This window comes from Sphingomonas gellani (assembly GCF_900110035.1).
Lineage (GTDB): Bacteria > Pseudomonadota > Alphaproteobacteria > Sphingomonadales > Sphingomonadaceae > Sphingomonas > Sphingomonas gellani.
On record NZ_FOCF01000003.1, the window covers coordinates 220,524 to 236,769 of the forward strand.

Genomic DNA, 16,246 nt, shown 5'->3' on the forward strand with positions numbered 1-16,246 from the left:
CGTGCGCCATCCCGACCGGGTGGACAGCCCGACGCCGCGGGTTAAGGAAAGCGCATGACCGCCCCGATCCTTGCCGCCACCGATTGCACCACCATGGCGGAGGTGCGCGCGGGCGTCGACGCGGTCGATCGGGAACTGGTGGCGCTGCTCGCGCGCCGCTTCGCCTATATGGATGCGGCCGCGCGGATCAAACCGACGCGCAATGCGGTGCGGGATGAGGGGCGCAAGGCGCAGGTGATCGGCAACGCACGCGACGCGGCGGGGGCGGCCGGATTGCCGGGCGCCGTGATCGCGGACATGTGGGAGCGGCTGGTCGAGGGATCGATCGCCTATGAACTGGCCGCGTTCGACCGCAGCCGGGGCTGAGCTACGCCCGCCGGCTGAACCTGTGCCGGCATCCGGTCGTCAGCCGCCGCTGACCGTGCGCCAGGCGGAGGCGATCTCTTCGAGGTTCTTGGCGGTTTCGCGGAACGGGCGGGGATCGTTGCCGATCGCCGCTTCCACCACCGCGCGACGCGCGCCGGTGTACAGCCCGGCCAAGGTGCGCGACAGGTCGCCGCCCTTTTCGAAATCCAGCCCCGCCTCCAACGCGAACAGGATGGCGGTGGCGCGCGTCACCCGGTCGCTGCGCACCTGAAGCTGGCCGTTCTCCGTCGCCCAGGCGGCGGCGCGGAGTGCGGCGACCAGTTCGTCGTACATGAGCTGCACCAGGCCCGCGCCATCGGCGACGGCGGTGCGGCCCACCATGTCGACCTGGCGATAGGTCGCCGCCGGATCGCGGCAAAGGGCGGTCGCATAGGCCATCAATTATCGCTCTTGTTCCAGGCGGCGATCTGGTTGGTCAGGAAGGTCTGCGTCGACTTGTACGCGGCCACCTTGCTGTTCATGCTGGAGAATTGCTGCGTCATGCGCGTGGTCGCATCGGTCTTCTGGTCGGCCAGCCGGTCCTGCTGCGTGGCCAGGTCCTTTTGCTGCTGGAGATAGCGGATGTTGGACGCGCCCAGGCCGTACAGCGTGCTGCCGGCGTTGAGCGACACCGACTTCAGCGCGGCGGAGATGCCGGTGCCGTCGGTGGTGCTGGCGAACATCGCCTGGATGCGCTCGGGATAGTCCTTCAGCGCGCGGGTCAGCGACGCGTCGTCGACCTCCAGCGTGCCCGTCTTCGTGGTGCGGACGCCGATGCCGGCCAGGGTGGAGGGCGATCCGTCGGTGGTGCTGGGCGACAGCGCCCGGCGGGTCAGCGCCTGGAGCGAATCCTTCAGCGAGCGCACCGCCTGATCGTTCTTCAACGGGCCGTCGGTCGAGTCGAGCTGTTCGTCGACCATCGCCAGCACCTGGTTGTAGGTATCGACGAAATCCGTGACCGCGCTTTTCAGCGCATCGGCGGGCACCGTGCTGGTCAGCGATACGGGACCCGACGAAACGCCGGTCAGTTGCAGCCTGACCCCGTCGATCAGATCCGACACGGTGTTGCTGCCGCGCTCCACCGCGACGCCGTCCAGCGTCATCTTCGCGTTCTGCGCGCCCGACGTGATGGTGCTGTTGCCGGCACCCGGACCGACGTTCAGCGCCGACAGGTCGCCGGTGGTGGAGGTGGAGGACAGGGTGAACGCCTGATCCTTGCCCGTCGCGCTCTTCAGCGACAGATACGCGCTGCCGTCCGCATCGGTGACGACCGACGCGGTGACGCCGGCCTTCTTCGCATTGATCGCGGCGGCGATCTTGGTCAGGCTGCCGTCGGTGATGTCGATCGTGATGGGCGCGGCGGACCCGGCGGTGAAGCCGTCCACGGACTTGCCATCGGCGCTGTACGCTGCCTGTCCGAAGGTCAGCGTCAGCTGGCCGGTGCCGACACTGGCAGTGCTGTTGGGAAAAGCCTTTTTGCTGACCGCGACCTGCGCGCTCGCCAGCTGGGTGACGCTCAGGTTCGCGGACAGCGACGCGGCGCCGGTACCGGTGGCCGCGGCGGTGAACACCGCGTTGTTGCCGCTGACCGGCTGCGATACCAGCGTGCCGTTCTTGGTCAGCGTGTCGAGCGCGTTGGAAAAGGTGGACAGGGCGTTTTTCAGCGTGGCGATGCCGCTGATCTGCGCGGTCAGCGTGTCGGCCTGCTTGGTCAGCTGGGTCGTCTTCGCATCGAACTGCGCGGCGACGAGGGACGTGACGAGGCTGGCCGTGTCGACGCCCGAACCCGCGTTCAGCGAGTTCAGCAACTGCGTCGTCGCCGCGCTGGTCGAGCTGGCGGCGGTGGTGCTGGCCGATGCCGGCTTGCTGGTCGTGGTGGTGTTGGCGGTGCTCGTCGAGCTCGTCGCGCTGGTCGTCGTCGTCATCGATGCACCCTAAGCCTGGCTGTCCCCGTAAACGGCGCGCGAACGCCGAGTTTTAGCGTCCCTGCACGCCGTTTTCGTCGAAGCGGGCGGTGTCGGGCACGGGGATCACCGGCTGCACGCCCCGCGCGCGGTCGTTGACCCCGAACACGAAGGCGAGAACCGTGGCGATCGCCTGATACAGGTCGTCGCGGATCTCCTGCCCCTCGCGGCTGGTGTAATAGACCGCGCGGGCGAGGGCGGGATATTCCAGCACCGGCACCGCCTGATCCTTTGCCAGTTCGCGGATCGACAGTGCGGTGGCGCCGCGCCCCTTGGCGACCACCACCGGCACCTGATCGCGTCCGCGGTCGTAGCGCAGCGCGACGGCGAAGTGGGTCGGGTTGGTCAGCACCACATGCGCCTCCGCCACCGCCTTTTGCACCGAACGCGACAGGATCGCCCGTTGGCGCGCGCGCATATGCCCCTTCGCCTCTGCGGACCCTTCCGATTCCTTGTGCTCGTCCTTCACCTCCTGCTTGGTCATGCGCAGGCCCTTCAACCGCTGCCAGATCTGCATCGGCACGTCGAAACCGGCGATCAGCACCAGCCCGCCCGCCATCGCGAACAGGATCGACACGAATGTGCCGCCCAGCGCACCCAGCGCGCTGCCGATGTCGGACTGGGCCAGGCCCAGCGTCGGTCGCGTCGTCTTCCACAGCATCCAGCCGCCGATCGCGCCGAGCAGCACGACCTTCATCAGCGACTTGCCCAGTTCGATCCACCCGGCCGAGCCGAAGATGCGCTTCAGGCCCGATGCGGGGTTCACCCGGTTCGCCTTGGGCGCCCACAGCCCCGCGTTGAACCCGATCGAGCCGAGGCCCGCCTGGCTGACGATCGCGGCCAGCACGCTGATCGCCATCAGGCTGCCGATCGGCAGCGCGAGTTTCCACCCCGCCTCCAGCAACGGGCGAAAGGGGGACCAGTCCTCCACATCGGCGCGTCCGAACTGGAAACTGGCGGCCATCACGCCGGCACAGGCGCGCATCAGCGAGGGGCCGAACATCACCAGCCAGCCGACGCCGGCCAGCACGGTCAGCGCGGTGGCGAGGTCCTTGGACTTGAGGACATTGCCATCCTCGCGCGCTTTTTCGCGGCGCTTGGGTGTTGGGGCTTCTGTCTTTTCGCCAAACTCGTCGCTCACGACAGCACCAGGCTTTCGACGGCGGCCAGGCTCTCGCGGATGATGACCAGCATGTAGTCGCCCATCGCCGGGAATGCGGTGGCGAGCGCGATCACGCCAACGGTCAGGCTGGCGGGCAGGCCCACCGCGAATAGGTTCAGCGACGGCGCCGCGCGGCTCATCATGCCGACCACCAGGTTGAGGCAGAGCAGCAGAAAGCCGACCGGCAGGGCGAGCAACAGCCCGGCGACAAAGGTGTAGCCGCCGAACAGCGCGATGTTCTTGAGGTGGCGCGCGTCCAGCCACGCCGCGCCCGGCGGCATGGCGTCATAGCTTTTCACCAGCATCTCGACGAGCACCAGGTGGCCGTCGACCGACAGGAACAACAGCGTCAGCATGACGGTGAAGAACTGGCCCAGCGCCGGGCTGGGGCGGCCGTTCATCGGGTCCATCGCACTGGCGAAATTGATGCCCATGGATGCGCCGACCAGCTCGCTCGCGACCAGCGGCGCGGCGAAGGCGGTCTGCAGCACGAAACCGATGGCCAGGCCGATCACCGCCTCCGCCGCCACCGCGACGAAGGTCGCGACGCCGAACACCTGCGCCGGTGGCACGATGCGATGCGTGCCGAGCACCAGGAACGCGATCGCGCCCGCCGCCGACACGCGCACGGTCAGCGGAATGGTCACCGCGCCGAACACGGGCGCAGTGATGAACGCCGCCCCGATCCGGACCATGACGAAGATCACGGCCCAGACCTGCGGCTCGATAGCAAGGCCGAACCCTAGCACGGCGCAGCCAGCGAGCGCGCGCGCATCGTGCGCCACGCTGGCAAGCCCGGCCAGCGGCGCAAAAGCGCCGACTGACGACGCGGCTCTGCCGCGGCGAGGGCTGGCAGGAAGGATGGGTAAATGGGTCGACAGCACCCCCCGACCACGCCGCGGCGAAGCCGCGTCGTCGAACGGCGCCGGGGCGCCGTCGGCCGCGCTTGGGCGCGTGGCGCGCAGGGTGCGCGCTCTCGCGCCCTGCGCGTCACTTCACCAGGTCCGGGATGCGGTCGAACATGCCGACCGTGAAATCGCTGAGCAGGCCCAGGATCAGGCTGCCGAAGATCAGGATGGATATCGCCACCACGATCAGCTTCGGCACGAAGGACAGCGTCTGTTCGTTGATCGACGTCGCCGCCTGCACCATGCCGATGATGAGACCCGATACCAGCACCGGGATCAGGATCGGTGCGCTGGCGAGGGCGAGCACCCACATGGTCTGATTGGCGAGCGTCAGGAAATAGTCGGCGTCCATAAGCGTTCCAGATGCCGTCAAAAGGTTTACGGCGCGTAAACCATGATCGTCGCGCCCGCCGGACCATCGATCCGGTGCAGGTCAGGTGGCGAAACTGTTGGCCAAGCTGCCCATGGTCAGCGCCCAGCCGTCGACCAGTACGAACAACAGCAGCTTGAAGGGCAGGGAGATGATCTGCGGGCTCAGCATCATCATGCCCAGCGCCATCAGCACGGTGGCGACCACCAGATCGATGACGATGAAGGGCAGAAAGATAAGGAACCCGATCTGGAACGCGGTCTTCAGCTCCGACGTGATGAACGCGGGCAGCAGCACCGCATAAGGGATGTCGCGCGGGGACGCATAGGGACCGGATTTCGCCAGGTCGGCGAACATGGTCACGTCCTTCACCCGCGTCTGCTTGACCATGAAGGCGTGCAGCGGCGCGCCGGCGGCTTGGATCATCTGCGTGCCCGCCATCTGGCCGGCGGCATAGGGCTGGATCGCCTGGGTGTTCATCTGGTTGATGGTCGGCGCCATCACGAACAGCGACAGGAACAGCGACAGGCCGATCAGCACCTGGTTTGGCGGCGTCTGTTGCAGGCCCATCGCCTGGCGCAGCATGGCCAGCACGATCACGATCCGGGTGAAGCTGGTCATCATCAACAGGATGCCCGGCAGGATCGTGAGCAGGCCCATGATGATGAGGACCTGGAGCGACAGGGAAAGCGAGCCCGATTGTCCGGCCTGTCCGCCGAGCTGGCCGAGCGCGCGGTCCACCGCGTCGCCCACGCCCGGTCCGGGTGCGGCGGCCGGCGCCGACTGGGCAAGGGCCGGCATGGCCAGGAAGATGGCGAGCAACAGCGCGAGCGCGACCCAGATCACGCGCGGTCCGGTGCGACGGGCGGATGCGGCCTTGGCGCGGAACAGCGCCGGGCCGCTGCCGTGACGGGTGACGGACACGCTCACTGGTCGAACTTCCGACCGAGCGAGGAGCGGAAGCGGGCGGCGAAATCCTGCGCCGGTGTGGGCGAGAAGCCGTCGGTCGGCACCGGACGCTCCGGCGTCGCGCCTGCATCGGCCTTGTCGACCAGCACCACGCCGCCGCGTCCGACCGACACCAGCAGGCGCTTGCCCTCGAAATCCAGCACCGCGAGGCGCAGGCCGGGGGAGATCATCATGGTTTCCTTGACCTGGATCAGCCGGGTCTGCGGCTTGCCGGGCATGCGGATTTCCAGCCGGCGCCACAGGTACAGACAGCCGATCATCAGCCCGCACACCAGCGGCAACAGGATCACGAGCTTCAGGATATAGGGCCAGAGCATGGCTGTGCCTCAGTTCCGGACGGGCGACTTGTCGGGATTGACTAGCTCGGTCATGCGGACGCCGAACCGGTCGCCCACCGTGACCACCTCGCCACGCCCGATCAGCGTGCCGTTGACGAACACGTCGAGCAGCTCGTTGGCATGGCGGTCCAGTTCGATCACGCTCGATTCGCCCAGCGCGAGCAGTTCGCGCAGCGTCAGGCTGGTGGAGCCGATCTCAACGGTCAGCTTGACGTCGACATCCTGCAACAGCCGGAAATTGGCCGCCACGGAAGCGTCGCCGAAGGACGGCGGCGGAAAGCCCCCGGTCATGTCGTTCATGGGTTGGTTCCACCGTTCTGGAAATTGGCGTTGGTTGGGTTGGCGGCCTGTCCGGGGTCGGTGTCGGCCAGGCGGGTGAGGCGGATCGCGGCCTGGCCGTTGGCGGTGCCGACGATGCCGAAACCGAGCTGGTCGGTGCCGACCATCACCGGCACCTCCTGCCCGAAGCTGATCGGGATAACGTCACCGGGTTTCAGGTCGATCAGCGTGCTGAGCGGCACCACCGGTTCGGCCAGGACGGACCGCACCGGAAAGCGCACGGTCATCGCCGCGCGGGTCAGGCCGTTGCGCCAGCTGGGGTCCGGCTCCACCGGCTTCGACACGACCTTTCCGGTCAGCGCGGTGCCATGCGGCTTCAGCGCGGACACCGGATAGACGATGTCCAGGAACACGGGGGCCGAGGTGCCGGCGGCCAGCCCCAGGCGGGTCACGATCATGGCGTCGTCGCCATCCACCTGCCCGAGCAGGGCGGGGTTCGATTCGACCTTCCCCGGCGTGAAGCCGATCGGGGACAGCGGCTCCCACGCGGCCGCCAGCGGCCGGCTCAGTTGCACGCCCAGCCGACCCATCATCGCCTCCGCCGCGGGGGAGAATTCGGTCGGCAAGGGATCGGGCGCGGTGCCGGTGCCGCCGAAGAACAGGTCGAGCAGTTCCATGACGAAGCCGCCCTCCAGCGTGCAGAAGGCGGTGCCGCCGGTCGGATGCAACGCCAGCGGCAGCCAGGCGATCAGGCCCTCGCCACGTTCCGTCCGGTAATCGGCGAAGCGCTGCACGCTGAGCGGTTCGGCCCAGGTGCGGCACTCACGGCGCAGCAACGGTTCGAACACGCCCCGCAGCGATCGGGCGAGCCGCGCCGACAGGTGTTGCAGCGTGTGCAGGTCGCCGAAGGGATTGAGCTTGGTCTGGCCGAGCACGCCATGATCGGCCGCATCCGCGCGGGTGCGCGTGCGGCGATCGGCAGACAGTGTCTCGGCGTTAACCATGCCGTCACTGAACAACGAAACTGGTAAAGTAAACGTTACTGATGCCGCCAAACCCTTCCTTTTGCTGAAGGGTATCGTTGATCGCCTTCACCAATCGGCGTTGCAGCTGCTTCTTGCCGTCGGCGGTGAACACCTCGTCCTCCGTGGTGTCGCCCAGCGCCATCAGGATGGCGGAGCGCACGGCGATGTCGTTGGTTTTCAGGTTGCCGATGACGCTGTCGTCATAGGGCGTGGACACGGCGACGCCGATCTGCAGGAAATGCACCGAATTCTGGAGGTTGGCGGTGAAATCCTTGTCCATGGCGTAGTAGTTGGACGCGTATTTGTCGCCGCCCGAGCCGCTGGGCGGTTCGTGGCCGCCGCCGCTGCCGGCCGATTCGCCGCCGCCGCCATGGCCGCCGCCCTCCGCGCCCGCGGCCGCGCTGGCACGCTTCTGCTCGTCCTTGGGGACCAGCTTGGGGCCGTGTTCGGCGGGGCCGCCCGTCGACTTGGCCGCATACAGGCCCGCGCCGACGCCGCCGCCGGCCAGCACCAGCGCGCCGACGGCGATCATGATGATCTTGCCCATCTTGCCCTTTTTCTTGGGCGCGTCTTCCTTCTTGTCGCTCATCTGTCAGTCCTTCGAATCTCAGCCGACTCGGGCGTCGATGGTGTCCGGCGCCGGCGCCGCGGCCGACGGGGGCCGGGCAGAAACCGGGGCGGGGCGGGGCGGCGTGCGATCGTCGCCGCCGAATCCCGTTCCGCCACCGGTGGAGCCGCCACCCACCATGGACTGACCAAGCTTAAGACCGCGTTCCTCTGCGATGCGGACGAGCTGAGGCTGGGCGTCGGTCAGCATGCCCCGCGTCGCCGCCTCGTCCGCGTGGAAGCGGACGTGCAGCGTGTCGCCCTCCCGGCGGACGTTGATGTCCACCGCGCCGAGCGCGTCGGGCACCAGCCGGATGCGCGTGTCGGCGGCGTTCGCCTCGTCACGCAGCCGCTCGATTCGGTCCATCATCGCATGGGGCCAGCGGTCCTGGCCCATGTCGAGGCTCGACCCGCCGGACTGGCCGGCTGCGCCCGCACCCGTGACGGCGTGGGCGCTTGGGGCGCCGAGCCCTGCCGGAGACAGGATGGCGCCTGCGTCGGCATCGCTGGAGCCGGCCGCGACGGGGCGACCATCGCGGTCGTCGCGCGCGGCATGGATGGCGGCGGCGAACAGTTCTGCGGCCGGCATCGCCTTTCCGGTAGGGAGCGCGGGCGTGGGCCCGCTCGAAGCGGGCGTGAGGGCTGGATCCGGCGCGGGTACCGCATCCGGTGCCATGTCCTTGCCGGGCGTTGCCGACGACTGGGCGAGGGCAGGGGCGATTTCGATGACGATCGGGCCGGTGGCGTTGGCCAAGGCCGGATCGTTGGCGAAGGCGGCGGTCTGGATCAGGCCGCTGGTGTCGATGGCACCGGCCGGATTCATGCCCGCCGGTGTCGCGCCAAGCGCCGCGCCACTTCCGCCCTGCGCGGCAGTGACCACCGCACCCGCAGTGTCCGCCGCCACTGTCGGGGCCGCGACCGGCGGTGGAGCGGGAACGGTGGCCGGCTGTGCCGCGATCAGCGTCGCGATCCAGTCGAGCGAGGGGCCGGCATCCGGCAGCATCTTGCCGGGCGTGGCGGGTTCGTGCCGCGTGTCGGCGCTGTCTTTCGCTTCTTCCGTGTCGGCATGGTCGCTCGACCGGTCGCGGAGTGCGCGATCGAACGGATTGGCGTTGCCGGCACCCGGCCTGGCGCGCTGTGGCGCCGGGCTGGCGATGCTACGCGATGGTGCTGGCGAAACGGACGGGGTCATCGGCGCGAACGGTTCCTTTGGACACACTCGCGCCGATCATCAGCAAGGATCGTGCCGTTTGCGGGGAAAGGCGGGAACATCCTCCAGCGCGCGGCGCTCGCGCGCGTCCTGCCGGTGGCGGGCGCGCTCCATCAGCTTTTCCACCGCGCTCTGGTCGCGCTTGGCCGCGCGGGTCGCCTCCGCTGATCGTTCGAGCAGCAGGCGGGCATTCTGTTCGCGCTGAGCCGCGGCGAGCGCCGACTGGTGCAGCCGCTCGCGGTAATGGGCGGATGCGCCCAGTGAAAAGGCGCTGGCGGATTGCGCCACCGGCGACACGGCGTCGACCAGCCCGGCGATCCGCGCGGACAGGGCGGCCTCGCTGTCCAGCTTTTCCCCGGCGCGCATCTCCTCCGCGCGGGTCAGGCCGAGTTGCAGCGTGCGGACGCGGTGGATGCGCGCCAGCTTCTTGGGGTTATTCATCGAAGAACACGCCGGTCAGCTCGGTCACCGCATCGTCCAGCGACACCGGCACATCGGCATCCTGGCGGATATAGTCGAGCACTGCCGGGTGATAGGCCATCGCCTTGTCGATCGCGGGATCGGCGCCGGGGCGATACGCGCCCATCAGGATCAGGTCGCGATTCTCCTCATAGGTCGCCAGATGACGGCGCAGCACGCGGGCGGCGCGGATATGCGCCGGCTGCGCGATGTCGGTCATCACGCGGCTGACCGAGGGGCCCAGATCGATGGCGGGGTACACGCCGCGCTCCGCCAGCTGGCGCGACAGGACGATGTGCCCGTCGAGAATGGAGCGAGCCGAATCGACCACCGGGTCGTTGCCGTCGTCGCCGTCCGCCAGCACGGTGTAGATCGCGGTGATGGAGCCGGTGCCGTGCGCATCGGCTCCCGCGCGTTCGATCAGGTTGGGCAGCATGGCGATGGCGGACGGCGGGTAGCCGCGCGCGGACGCGGGCTCGCCCAGTGCCAGGCCGATCTCGCGACCGGCATGCGCGACGCGGGTCAGCGAGTCCATGATGAGCAGCACCTTCTTGCCCTCGGCACGGAATGACTCGGCGATGGCGGTCGCGCGCAGCGCGCCACGGATGCGCAGAACCGGCGAGTGGTTGGCCGGGACGGCGACGACCACCGACCGCTTGCGCGCTTCGCCGGCGACCTTTGTCTCCAGGAAGTCCGCGACCTCGCGGCTGCGTTCGCCGATCAGGCCGATCACCACCACGTCCGCCTCCGCCGCGCGGACCATCATGCCCAGCAGCACCGACTTTCCGACGCCCGACCCGGCCATGATGCCGACGCGCTGTCCCTGACCGATGGTGAGCAACCCGTTGATCGCGCGCACGCCCACGTCCAGCGGCTGGCGCACGCGGCCGCGGTCCAGCGGCGACTGCATGGTCCCGGCCAGCGGCCAGCGGCCGGCGCCGCGGATCGGACCCAAGCCGTCGATCGGACGCCCGGCGCCGTCGACCACCCGGCCGAGCAGCGCGGCGCCCACCTCCGCCTCTCCCGGCGTGCCGGTCGGACGCACCAGAGCGCGGGGCAGCAGGGGGGCGGGGCCGCCCAGGTTCATCAGGATCGTGCGGCCGTTGCGGAACCCGATCGCCTCCGCCTCCACTTGGCCCGCGCCGGGTTCGCCCACCGTGCAGACGGTGCCGACCGGCACGTTCAGGCCGACCGCCTCCATCAACAGGCCGTCGCACGCGGCCAGCCTGCCCGCCACGCGCGGGGACGCGCCAATCGCCGCGCCGGCGATGCCGTCGAGATAGTCGCTCGCAAAACGGTTCAGCATGTGGCGACGATGTCTTTCGGTACGGGTACGATCTCGATCGCGGCGGCAAGCTGTTCCAGCCACAGGTCCGGGCCGTCCTCGACCAGGCTGGACGCGGATTCGAGCACGAAGCTGCCGCGCGCCAGCGCCGGGTCGCCGGCCGCGAAGATGGTGGCGGGCAGACGACCCGCCAACAGCGGAACATCGTCGGGGTGGACGCGCAACAGGGCGGATTCGCTGCTGTCGGCGAGCAACTTCGTCGCGCCCTCGATCCGGCTGGCGAGCACGTCGGGCGCGATGCCGACCTCTCCGACCAGTTTCGTGACCAACGCCAGCACCGTCTGGCGCAGGTGGCGCGCGATGCGCGTCCGGTCCAAGGTGGAGCCGGCACCGATCCGGTCGGCCAGCCCGTCCATCAACGCGCGGTCGCGCTCCTCCGCCTCGCGGCACGCGGCGGCCGCTGCGGCCATCCCCTCGGCATAGCCGGCGGCGTGGGCGGCGGCGAGCGGGTCGATATAGTCGCTGGGCCTGGCATCGGGATTGAGCAGGTCCCAGCCCTCGGTCGGCTTCGCGTCCGGATCGGCGGGGCTGAAGTGACGCGGTCCTGCCGCCGCCTCGGCCGCGGGCGGGCAGGAGGCATCAGGCTGCGGGCAGACCGGCTGCGGTGCAAAGGATCGCGGTTGTGCGCCCACGCCGGCACACAGCGCGCGCAGATCGACGGCGGCGAAGCCCGGCGTCGGAAAGGCCTGCGCCAGTGCGGCGGCGGCGGCGTCGTGGCGACCGACAAAGCCCGGCATGAACCCGCCTGCCTGCTGAAACGCGGCGGCGTCAGACATAATCGTCGTCGCCCGCGCCCATCTGGATGGTGCCGTCCTTGGCCAGGTTGCGGGCGATCGCGATGATTGCCTTCTGCGCTTCCAGCACCTCGGCCAGCTTCATCGGACCGCGTGCCTCCATCTCGTCGCGGATGCCGTCGGCGGCGCGCGCCGACATGCAACCCAGGAAGCGGTTGCGCGCGCCCTCGTCCACACCCTTCAGCGCGCGGGTCAGGATGTCGCCGTCGATGTTGCGGATCAGCGTGCCCAGGTTCTTGTCGTCCAGTTCCAGCAGGTTGTCGAAGACGAACATCGCCTCCTCGATCTGCTTGGCGGTTTCGCGGTCCATCTTGAACAGCTTGGGCATCAGCCGCTGTTCGGTCGCCTTGCGCGCGCCCTGAAGGATCTTCGCCGCCTCGCGCGTGCCGCCCAGCGTCACGCCGGCGGCATGCTTGGCCCCGCCGCTGCGGTTGGCGAGCATGGTCTTCAGCGTTTCCACAGCCTCGGGCGTGATCGGGCCGAGCCGCGCGACGCGGTGCAGGATCTCCGGCTGCGCCGCCTCGGGCAGCAACTCCAGCACCTGTCCAGCGACCGCCGGGTCCAGATTGGCGATCAGCACGGCGGAAATCTGCGGATGCTCCTTTTCCAGCATGGCCGCGATCTCGGGCGCGTCCAGCCATTGCAGCATCTCGATCTCGCACGCGGCCTCGGGCGGGATGATGCGCGCCAGCACGCTGCCCGCCTTGTCGGGGCCCAGCGCGCGGGTCATCACCGCCTCCACCTTGGGACGCGGGTCGAAGGTGATGCCGCTGCGCTCGCGGGCGCGGTCGGCGAAATCGTCGAGTACGTTCTCGACCTCTTCCTCCGACACGTCGGCGACGTTGAACATCGCCTTGCCCAATTCGCGCACCTCGTCCGGGTCCAGCTTCTGGAGGATGCCGGCGGCCTCCTCCTCGCCGACCAGCATCATCAGCACGGCGGCACGCTCCACACCGGTGAAGGCACGGCTGGTGGTCAGCGCGTTCACTTGGCCTCCGCCTTGATCATGTCGCGTACCGCCAAGGCCGCACGCGACGGATTGTCGCGGGTGAAGCCGCGCACGGCGCCGATCCGCTCGTCATAGCTGCGGCCGCTGCCGATCTGGTCCAGGCTGACCGGGCCGGCGGGAACGGCCACGCCGTCCTCGTCCACCGTGGGTCCGGGCAGCGCGGCGGCGGCGGCATCCGCCTCCTCCTTTTCCTTCTTCTTGGTCATCGCCTTGACCAGCGGGCGCACGCCCATCAGCAGCACCATCAGCGCGATCACCAGGGCGGTGGCGTTGCGGGCCAGCACCGGCAGCCAGCTGTTGTCGTACCATTTGGGACCGGCCGCGGTGTCGGTCATGTCGGCGAACTTGCGACTGATGACGGTGACCGTGTCGCCGCGGCTCTGGTCGAAGCCGACCGCGCTCTTCACCAGGTCGGTGATCTGGGTGATCTCCGCCGGCGTGCGCTTGGCCCCCTTGTCCGGATCGCGCAGCAGCACGGCGACGGACAGCCGCTTGGTGCCGCCGGGCGCGGCGCGGGTCACGGACACTTCCTTGCCCAGGTCATAGGCGCGCTGGAAGCTGTCGCTCTGCTTGTCCGGGTTGACGCCCTGGCCACCGGCGACCGGCGCCGTGTCGGCGGCGGGTGCGCCGGACGTGCCATTGGCGGGCTGCGGCTTGGACAGGGTGCTGGCGGGCGGCGGCGTGTTGCTCAGCGCACCGGGGATGCCGCCGGGGGCGCCGGCGCCGTCCTTCTGGTTGCCGGTCCAGTTGCCCGTCTCGGCGCGCAGCGTGCCCTGCTTGTCATAGCTTTCGCGGGTCGCCTGCGTTTCGTCCAGGTTGACGTCGGCCTGCACCTCGGCGGTGAAGTTGCCGGCGCCCACCAGCGGGGTCAGCAGGCCGTTCAGTTGCAGGCGGACCTTGTCCTCGACCTGACGCTGGATCTGCAGGCGCTTGTCGCCGTCCGACACGCCCGCGCCGCCCGGCTTCGACAACAGCGCGCCGAGCTGGTCGACCACCGTCACGTCGTCGGGCTTCATGCCCGGCACGGACGAGGCGGTCAGGTTGATGATCGACTGAACCTGCGCGTCGGACAGCGATCGGCCGCCCTGCAGCTTCAGCACCACCGATGCGGAGGGCGAGGCGTTGTCGCGCACGAACACGGAGCTTTCGGGCATCGCCAGATGGACGCGCGCCTCCGCCACCGCGTCGATCTCCTCGATCGAGCGCGCCAGCTCGGTTTCGCGCGCCTGGCGCAGCCGCTCGCCCTCGACCGCACGGGACACGCCCATCGGCAGCTGGTCGAGGATGGCGTAACCGCCCGGCGCCTGTTTCGGCAGGCCCTGGCCGGCGAGCAGCATACGTGCGCGGGAGAAATCCTCCTCGTTCACGGTCAGCGCGCCGGTGGAATCGTTGATGCGGCTCTTGATGCCTGCCTGCGTCAGCGCGGAGGACACCGCCTGCTTGTCGGCGTCGGTCATCCCCTCGAACAGCGTCTTCTGCGTGGGCGTCGACAGCATCGCCCAGGCCAGCGCCGCGGCGCCGATCAGGCCGATCATCAGCGCCATGGGCAGGCTGCGCCGCACGGCGGGTTGCGCCATGAAGCCCTTGATCTGGAGAAGGGGGTTGGCGAACCGCTCGGGCAGGGCGCCGGAGCCGGGGGTCACGGTTGCGAGGGCGTTCGACATGGCGCGTTACACCGGCATGCTCATGATGTCCTTGTAGGCGGACAAGAGCTTGTTTCTGACTTGCAGCGTGGCTTCGAAGCCGACGCTGGCCTGCTGGCGGGCGAGCATCACCTTGGCGATGTCGACCGTTTCGCCGCGTTCATAGGCTTCGGACAGCTTCGACGCCTGGTTCTGGCCGTCGTTCACCGTCTTCAGCGCGTCCGACAGGCTGTCGGCGAAGTTGGCGGGCTTTGCCTGGTCCGGCGCGGACACGTTGCCGGCCGGGGCCGCGGCACCGGCGCGCGACAGCGCCGCGTTGCGGTCCAGGATCTGCTGGCGCAGTTGCATGACGCGATCGATCCCCATCGCGCCGCCGATCGCGGCGGTCATGCGCCGATCGCCCAGCTACGCGGTGCGTCGATCTGCTCACCCTGCTCGCGTGCCTTGGCCAGGCGATAGCGCAGCGTGCGCTCCGAGATGCCCAGGCGGCGCGCGGTCTCGATCCGGCTGCCGCCGCACTGGCGCAGCGTTTCGCGGATCGCGGCGAACTCGCTCATCTGCACGACCTTGCCCAGCGTCGCGGGGGCGGCGGGTTCGTCGTTGGCGTGGATCGGTGCCGTCGGCGCGGTGGCGGCGATCGGACGGTCGAAATGGATGTGGCTCGCCTCGATCCGGTCGCCCGCGGCGAACAGCAGCGCGCGCTGGATCACGTTCTCCAGCTCGCGCACGTTGCCGGGCCAGCTGTGCTCGGTCAGCGTCTCGATCGCCTCGACCGTCGGCCAGGGCACGACCGACCGGTTGCCGGCATGCCGCAGGATCATGGTCGCGGCGAGGGCGGGGATGTCCTGCGGCCGGTCGACCAGCGCGCGGGTGGACAGCGGGAACACCGACAGGCGGTAGTAGAGATCGGCGCGGAAGCGGCCGGCGGCGACCTCCGCCTGCAGGTCGCGATTGGCGGCGGCGACGACGCGGACATCGACCGACACCGGCTGGGTCGCGCCGATCGGCACCACCTCGCGCTCCTGAAGCACGCGCAACAGCTTGGCCTGGAGCGACAGCGGCATTTCCGCGATCTCGTCGAGCAGGATGGTGCCGCCATGCGCGGCGCGGAAAAAGCCCTCGCCACCCGAGGACGCACCGGTGAACGCGCCCTTCTGGTGGCCGAACAGCATCGCCTCCAGCATCGATTCGGGCAGGGCGGCGCAGTTGATGGCGATGAAGGGACCCTCGGCGCGCGGCGACATGCGGTGGATGGTGCGGGCCAGCACTTCCTTGCCGGTACCGGTCGGGCCGCCGATCAGCACGGTGATGTCCGCCTGCGCCACCCGCTCGGCCAGCGCCAGCAGGGCCATGCTCTCCGGATCGGCGGCAGTGGGGGCGTCGGGACCAGCGACCAGCGCGCGGACGAAGGCGTTGCCGATCGCGCCGGACGCGGAGTCGAAGCCGATGCGCGCGGCGCGGCTGTCGGTCGCCGGCTCGAACCGGTCGCCGCCATCGGCCAGCACCAGCGTGCGCGCGGGGATCGCCACCGGCTCACCCTCGGCGACCAGGATCGTGTCGCCCGGCAGCACCGGCGCGCCGGGCTGGGCCAGCGTCAGGCCGGCAGCGCGCAGCGACGACAGCAGCGCGTAGCGGCGCTTTGCGATGTCGGGAGAGGCGTGAATCGACGGCATGGAAGTTCCTCTGTTCGGGCACGCTTTTGCCGGTCGGCTAGTAAACGCGCGGTAAACCCGAGCGCTTGCCGGCAAATATTTTCCGGG

19 protein-coding genes are annotated in these 16,246 nt (G+C 69.4%); 1 reads left to right on the forward strand and 18 read right to left on the reverse strand.

Annotated elements, in window-relative coordinates:
* Window positions 1-54: 54 nt before the first annotated feature.
* On the forward strand, window positions 55-366 hold the full coding sequence (locus tag BMX37_RS07890) for a chorismate mutase (RefSeq protein WP_093665186.1): 312 nt from the start codon (window positions 55-57) through the stop codon (window positions 364-366).
* A gap of 39 nt (window positions 367-405) precedes the next feature.
* Here the strand turns inward: BMX37_RS07890 and fliS are convergent, their stop codons facing one another.
* The 18 genes from fliS to BMX37_RS07980 form a co-directional block, all read right to left on the reverse strand.
* Window positions 406-804 carry a flagellar export chaperone FliS gene (fliS, locus tag BMX37_RS07895; RefSeq protein ID WP_093665187.1) on the reverse strand — a complete coding sequence of 133 codons (399 nt, stop codon included), beginning with the start codon at window positions 802-804 and terminating at the stop codon, window positions 406-408.
* Window positions 804-2,330 (reverse strand): flagellar filament capping protein FliD, encoded by a 1,527-nt coding sequence (fliD, locus tag BMX37_RS07900; protein WP_093665188.1) that lies wholly within the window; start codon window positions 2,328-2,330, stop codon window positions 804-806. The genes fliS and fliD overlap by 1 nt, the downstream gene beginning before the upstream one ends.
* Before the next feature lie 52 nt (window positions 2,331-2,382).
* On the reverse strand, window positions 2,383-3,510 hold the full coding sequence (gene flhB, locus BMX37_RS07905) for a flagellar type III secretion system protein FlhB (protein ID WP_093665189.1): 1,128 nt from the start codon (window positions 3,508-3,510) through the stop codon (window positions 2,383-2,385).
* Window positions 3,507-4,280 carry a flagellar biosynthetic protein FliR gene (fliR, locus tag BMX37_RS07910; protein WP_093665380.1) on the reverse strand — a complete coding sequence of 258 codons (774 nt, stop codon included), beginning with the start codon at window positions 4,278-4,280 and terminating at the stop codon, window positions 3,507-3,509. The genes flhB and fliR overlap by 4 nt, the downstream gene beginning before the upstream one ends.
* A gap of 241 nt (window positions 4,281-4,521) precedes the next feature.
* Window positions 4,522-4,791: a flagellar biosynthesis protein FliQ gene (fliQ, locus tag BMX37_RS07915; RefSeq protein ID WP_093665190.1), complete on the reverse strand. Its 270-nt coding sequence runs from the start codon at window positions 4,789-4,791 to the stop codon at window positions 4,522-4,524.
* An 81-nt stretch (window positions 4,792-4,872) separates the two neighbouring features.
* Complete coding sequence (fliP, locus tag BMX37_RS07920; protein ID WP_093665191.1) at window positions 4,873-5,739, reverse strand: flagellar type III secretion system pore protein FliP; 867 nt, start codon at window positions 5,737-5,739, stop codon at window positions 4,873-4,875.
* Window positions 5,736-6,095, reverse strand: a complete 360-nt coding sequence (locus BMX37_RS07925) for a FliO/MopB family protein (protein ID WP_093665192.1) — start codon at window positions 6,093-6,095, stop codon at window positions 5,736-5,738. The genes fliP and BMX37_RS07925 overlap by 4 nt, the downstream gene beginning before the upstream one ends.
* Before the next feature lie 9 nt (window positions 6,096-6,104).
* The gene (fliN, locus tag BMX37_RS07930; protein ID WP_093665193.1) at window positions 6,105-6,416 is read right to left on the reverse strand and encodes a flagellar motor switch protein FliN; all 312 of its coding nucleotides are present in this window, start codon (window positions 6,414-6,416) and stop codon (window positions 6,105-6,107) included.
* Window positions 6,413-7,399: a flagellar motor switch protein FliM gene (locus BMX37_RS07935; protein ID WP_093665194.1), complete on the reverse strand. Its 987-nt coding sequence runs from the start codon at window positions 7,397-7,399 to the stop codon at window positions 6,413-6,415. Before BMX37_RS07935 ends, fliN begins: the two co-directional genes overlap by 4 nt.
* A gap of 4 nt (window positions 7,400-7,403) precedes the next feature.
* Window positions 7,404-8,009, reverse strand: a complete 606-nt coding sequence (locus BMX37_RS07940; RefSeq protein ID WP_093665195.1) for a flagellar basal body-associated FliL family protein — start codon at window positions 8,007-8,009, stop codon at window positions 7,404-7,406.
* An 18-nt stretch (window positions 8,010-8,027) separates the two neighbouring features.
* Window positions 8,028-9,218: a flagellar hook-length control protein FliK gene (locus BMX37_RS07945; RefSeq protein ID WP_093665196.1), complete on the reverse strand. Its 1,191-nt coding sequence runs from the start codon at window positions 9,216-9,218 to the stop codon at window positions 8,028-8,030.
* A 39-nt stretch (window positions 9,219-9,257) separates the two neighbouring features.
* Window positions 9,258-9,677 (reverse strand): hypothetical protein, encoded by a 420-nt coding sequence (locus BMX37_RS07950; protein ID WP_093665197.1) that lies wholly within the window; start codon window positions 9,675-9,677, stop codon window positions 9,258-9,260.
* Window positions 9,670-11,001, reverse strand: coding sequence for a FliI/YscN family ATPase (locus tag BMX37_RS07955; protein WP_093665198.1), 1,332 nt, complete (start codon window positions 10,999-11,001; stop codon window positions 9,670-9,672). Before BMX37_RS07955 ends, BMX37_RS07950 begins: the two co-directional genes overlap by 8 nt.
* Window positions 10,995-11,816, reverse strand: coding sequence for a FliH/SctL family protein (locus tag BMX37_RS07960; RefSeq protein WP_093665199.1), 822 nt, complete (start codon window positions 11,814-11,816; stop codon window positions 10,995-10,997). Before BMX37_RS07960 ends, BMX37_RS07955 begins: the two co-directional genes overlap by 7 nt.
* Complete coding sequence (gene fliG, locus BMX37_RS07965; protein ID WP_093665200.1) at window positions 11,809-12,822, reverse strand: flagellar motor switch protein FliG; 1,014 nt, start codon at window positions 12,820-12,822, stop codon at window positions 11,809-11,811. The genes BMX37_RS07960 and fliG overlap by 8 nt, the downstream gene beginning before the upstream one ends.
* Complete coding sequence (gene fliF / locus BMX37_RS07970; protein WP_093665201.1) at window positions 12,819-14,507, reverse strand: flagellar basal-body MS-ring/collar protein FliF; 1,689 nt, start codon at window positions 14,505-14,507, stop codon at window positions 12,819-12,821. Before fliF ends, fliG begins: the two co-directional genes overlap by 4 nt.
* Window positions 14,508-14,513: 6 nt before the next feature.
* A complete protein-coding gene (fliE, locus tag BMX37_RS07975; protein WP_093665202.1) occupies window positions 14,514-14,876 on the reverse strand; it encodes a flagellar hook-basal body complex protein FliE in 363 nt (120 codons plus the stop codon).
* On the reverse strand, window positions 14,873-16,159 hold the full coding sequence (locus BMX37_RS07980) for a sigma-54 interaction domain-containing protein (RefSeq protein ID WP_093665203.1): 1,287 nt from the start codon (window positions 16,157-16,159) through the stop codon (window positions 14,873-14,875). Before BMX37_RS07980 ends, fliE begins: the two co-directional genes overlap by 4 nt.
* Window positions 16,160-16,246 lie beyond the last annotated feature (87 nt).

Bases quoted from the DNA above. Each gene is read 5' to 3' on its own strand.
- BMX37_RS07890 (WP_093665186.1), top strand. From the start codon at position 55: ATGACCGCCCCGATCCTTGCCGCCACCGATTGCACCACCATGGCGGAG.
- fliD (WP_093665188.1), bottom strand. From the start codon at position 2,330: ATGACGACGACGACCAGCGCGACGAGCTCGACGAGCACCGCCAACACC.
- BMX37_RS07980 (WP_093665203.1), bottom strand. From the start codon at position 16,159: ATGCCGTCGATTCACGCCTCTCCCGACATCGCAAAGCGCCGCTACGCG.
- BMX37_RS07945 (WP_093665196.1), bottom strand. From the start codon at position 9,218: ATGACCCCGTCCGTTTCGCCAGCACCATCGCGTAGCATCGCCAGCCCG.
- BMX37_RS07925 (WP_093665192.1), bottom strand. From the start codon at position 6,095: ATGCTCTGGCCCTATATCCTGAAGCTCGTGATCCTGTTGCCGCTGGTG.
- BMX37_RS07940 (WP_093665195.1), bottom strand. From the start codon at position 8,009: ATGAGCGACAAGAAGGAAGACGCGCCCAAGAAAAAGGGCAAGATGGGC.
- fliN (WP_093665193.1), bottom strand. From the start codon at position 6,416: ATGAACGACATGACCGGGGGCTTTCCGCCGCCGTCCTTCGGCGACGCT.
- BMX37_RS07935 (WP_093665194.1), bottom strand. From the start codon at position 7,399: ATGGTTAACGCCGAGACACTGTCTGCCGATCGCCGCACGCGCACCCGC.
- BMX37_RS07955 (WP_093665198.1), bottom strand. From the start codon at position 11,001: ATGCTGAACCGTTTTGCGAGCGACTATCTCGACGGCATCGCCGGCGCG.
- fliS (WP_093665187.1), bottom strand. From the start codon at position 804: ATGGCCTATGCGACCGCCCTTTGCCGCGATCCGGCGGCGACCTATCGC.
- fliQ (WP_093665190.1), bottom strand. From the start codon at position 4,791: ATGGACGCCGACTATTTCCTGACGCTCGCCAATCAGACCATGTGGGTG.
- BMX37_RS07950 (WP_093665197.1), bottom strand. From the start codon at position 9,677: ATGAATAACCCCAAGAAGCTGGCGCGCATCCACCGCGTCCGCACGCTG.
- BMX37_RS07960 (WP_093665199.1), bottom strand. From the start codon at position 11,816: ATGTCTGACGCCGCCGCGTTTCAGCAGGCAGGCGGGTTCATGCCGGGC.
- fliF (WP_093665201.1), bottom strand. From the start codon at position 14,507: ATGTCGAACGCCCTCGCAACCGTGACCCCCGGCTCCGGCGCCCTGCCC.
- fliE (WP_093665202.1), bottom strand. From the start codon at position 14,876: ATGACCGCCGCGATCGGCGGCGCGATGGGGATCGATCGCGTCATGCAA.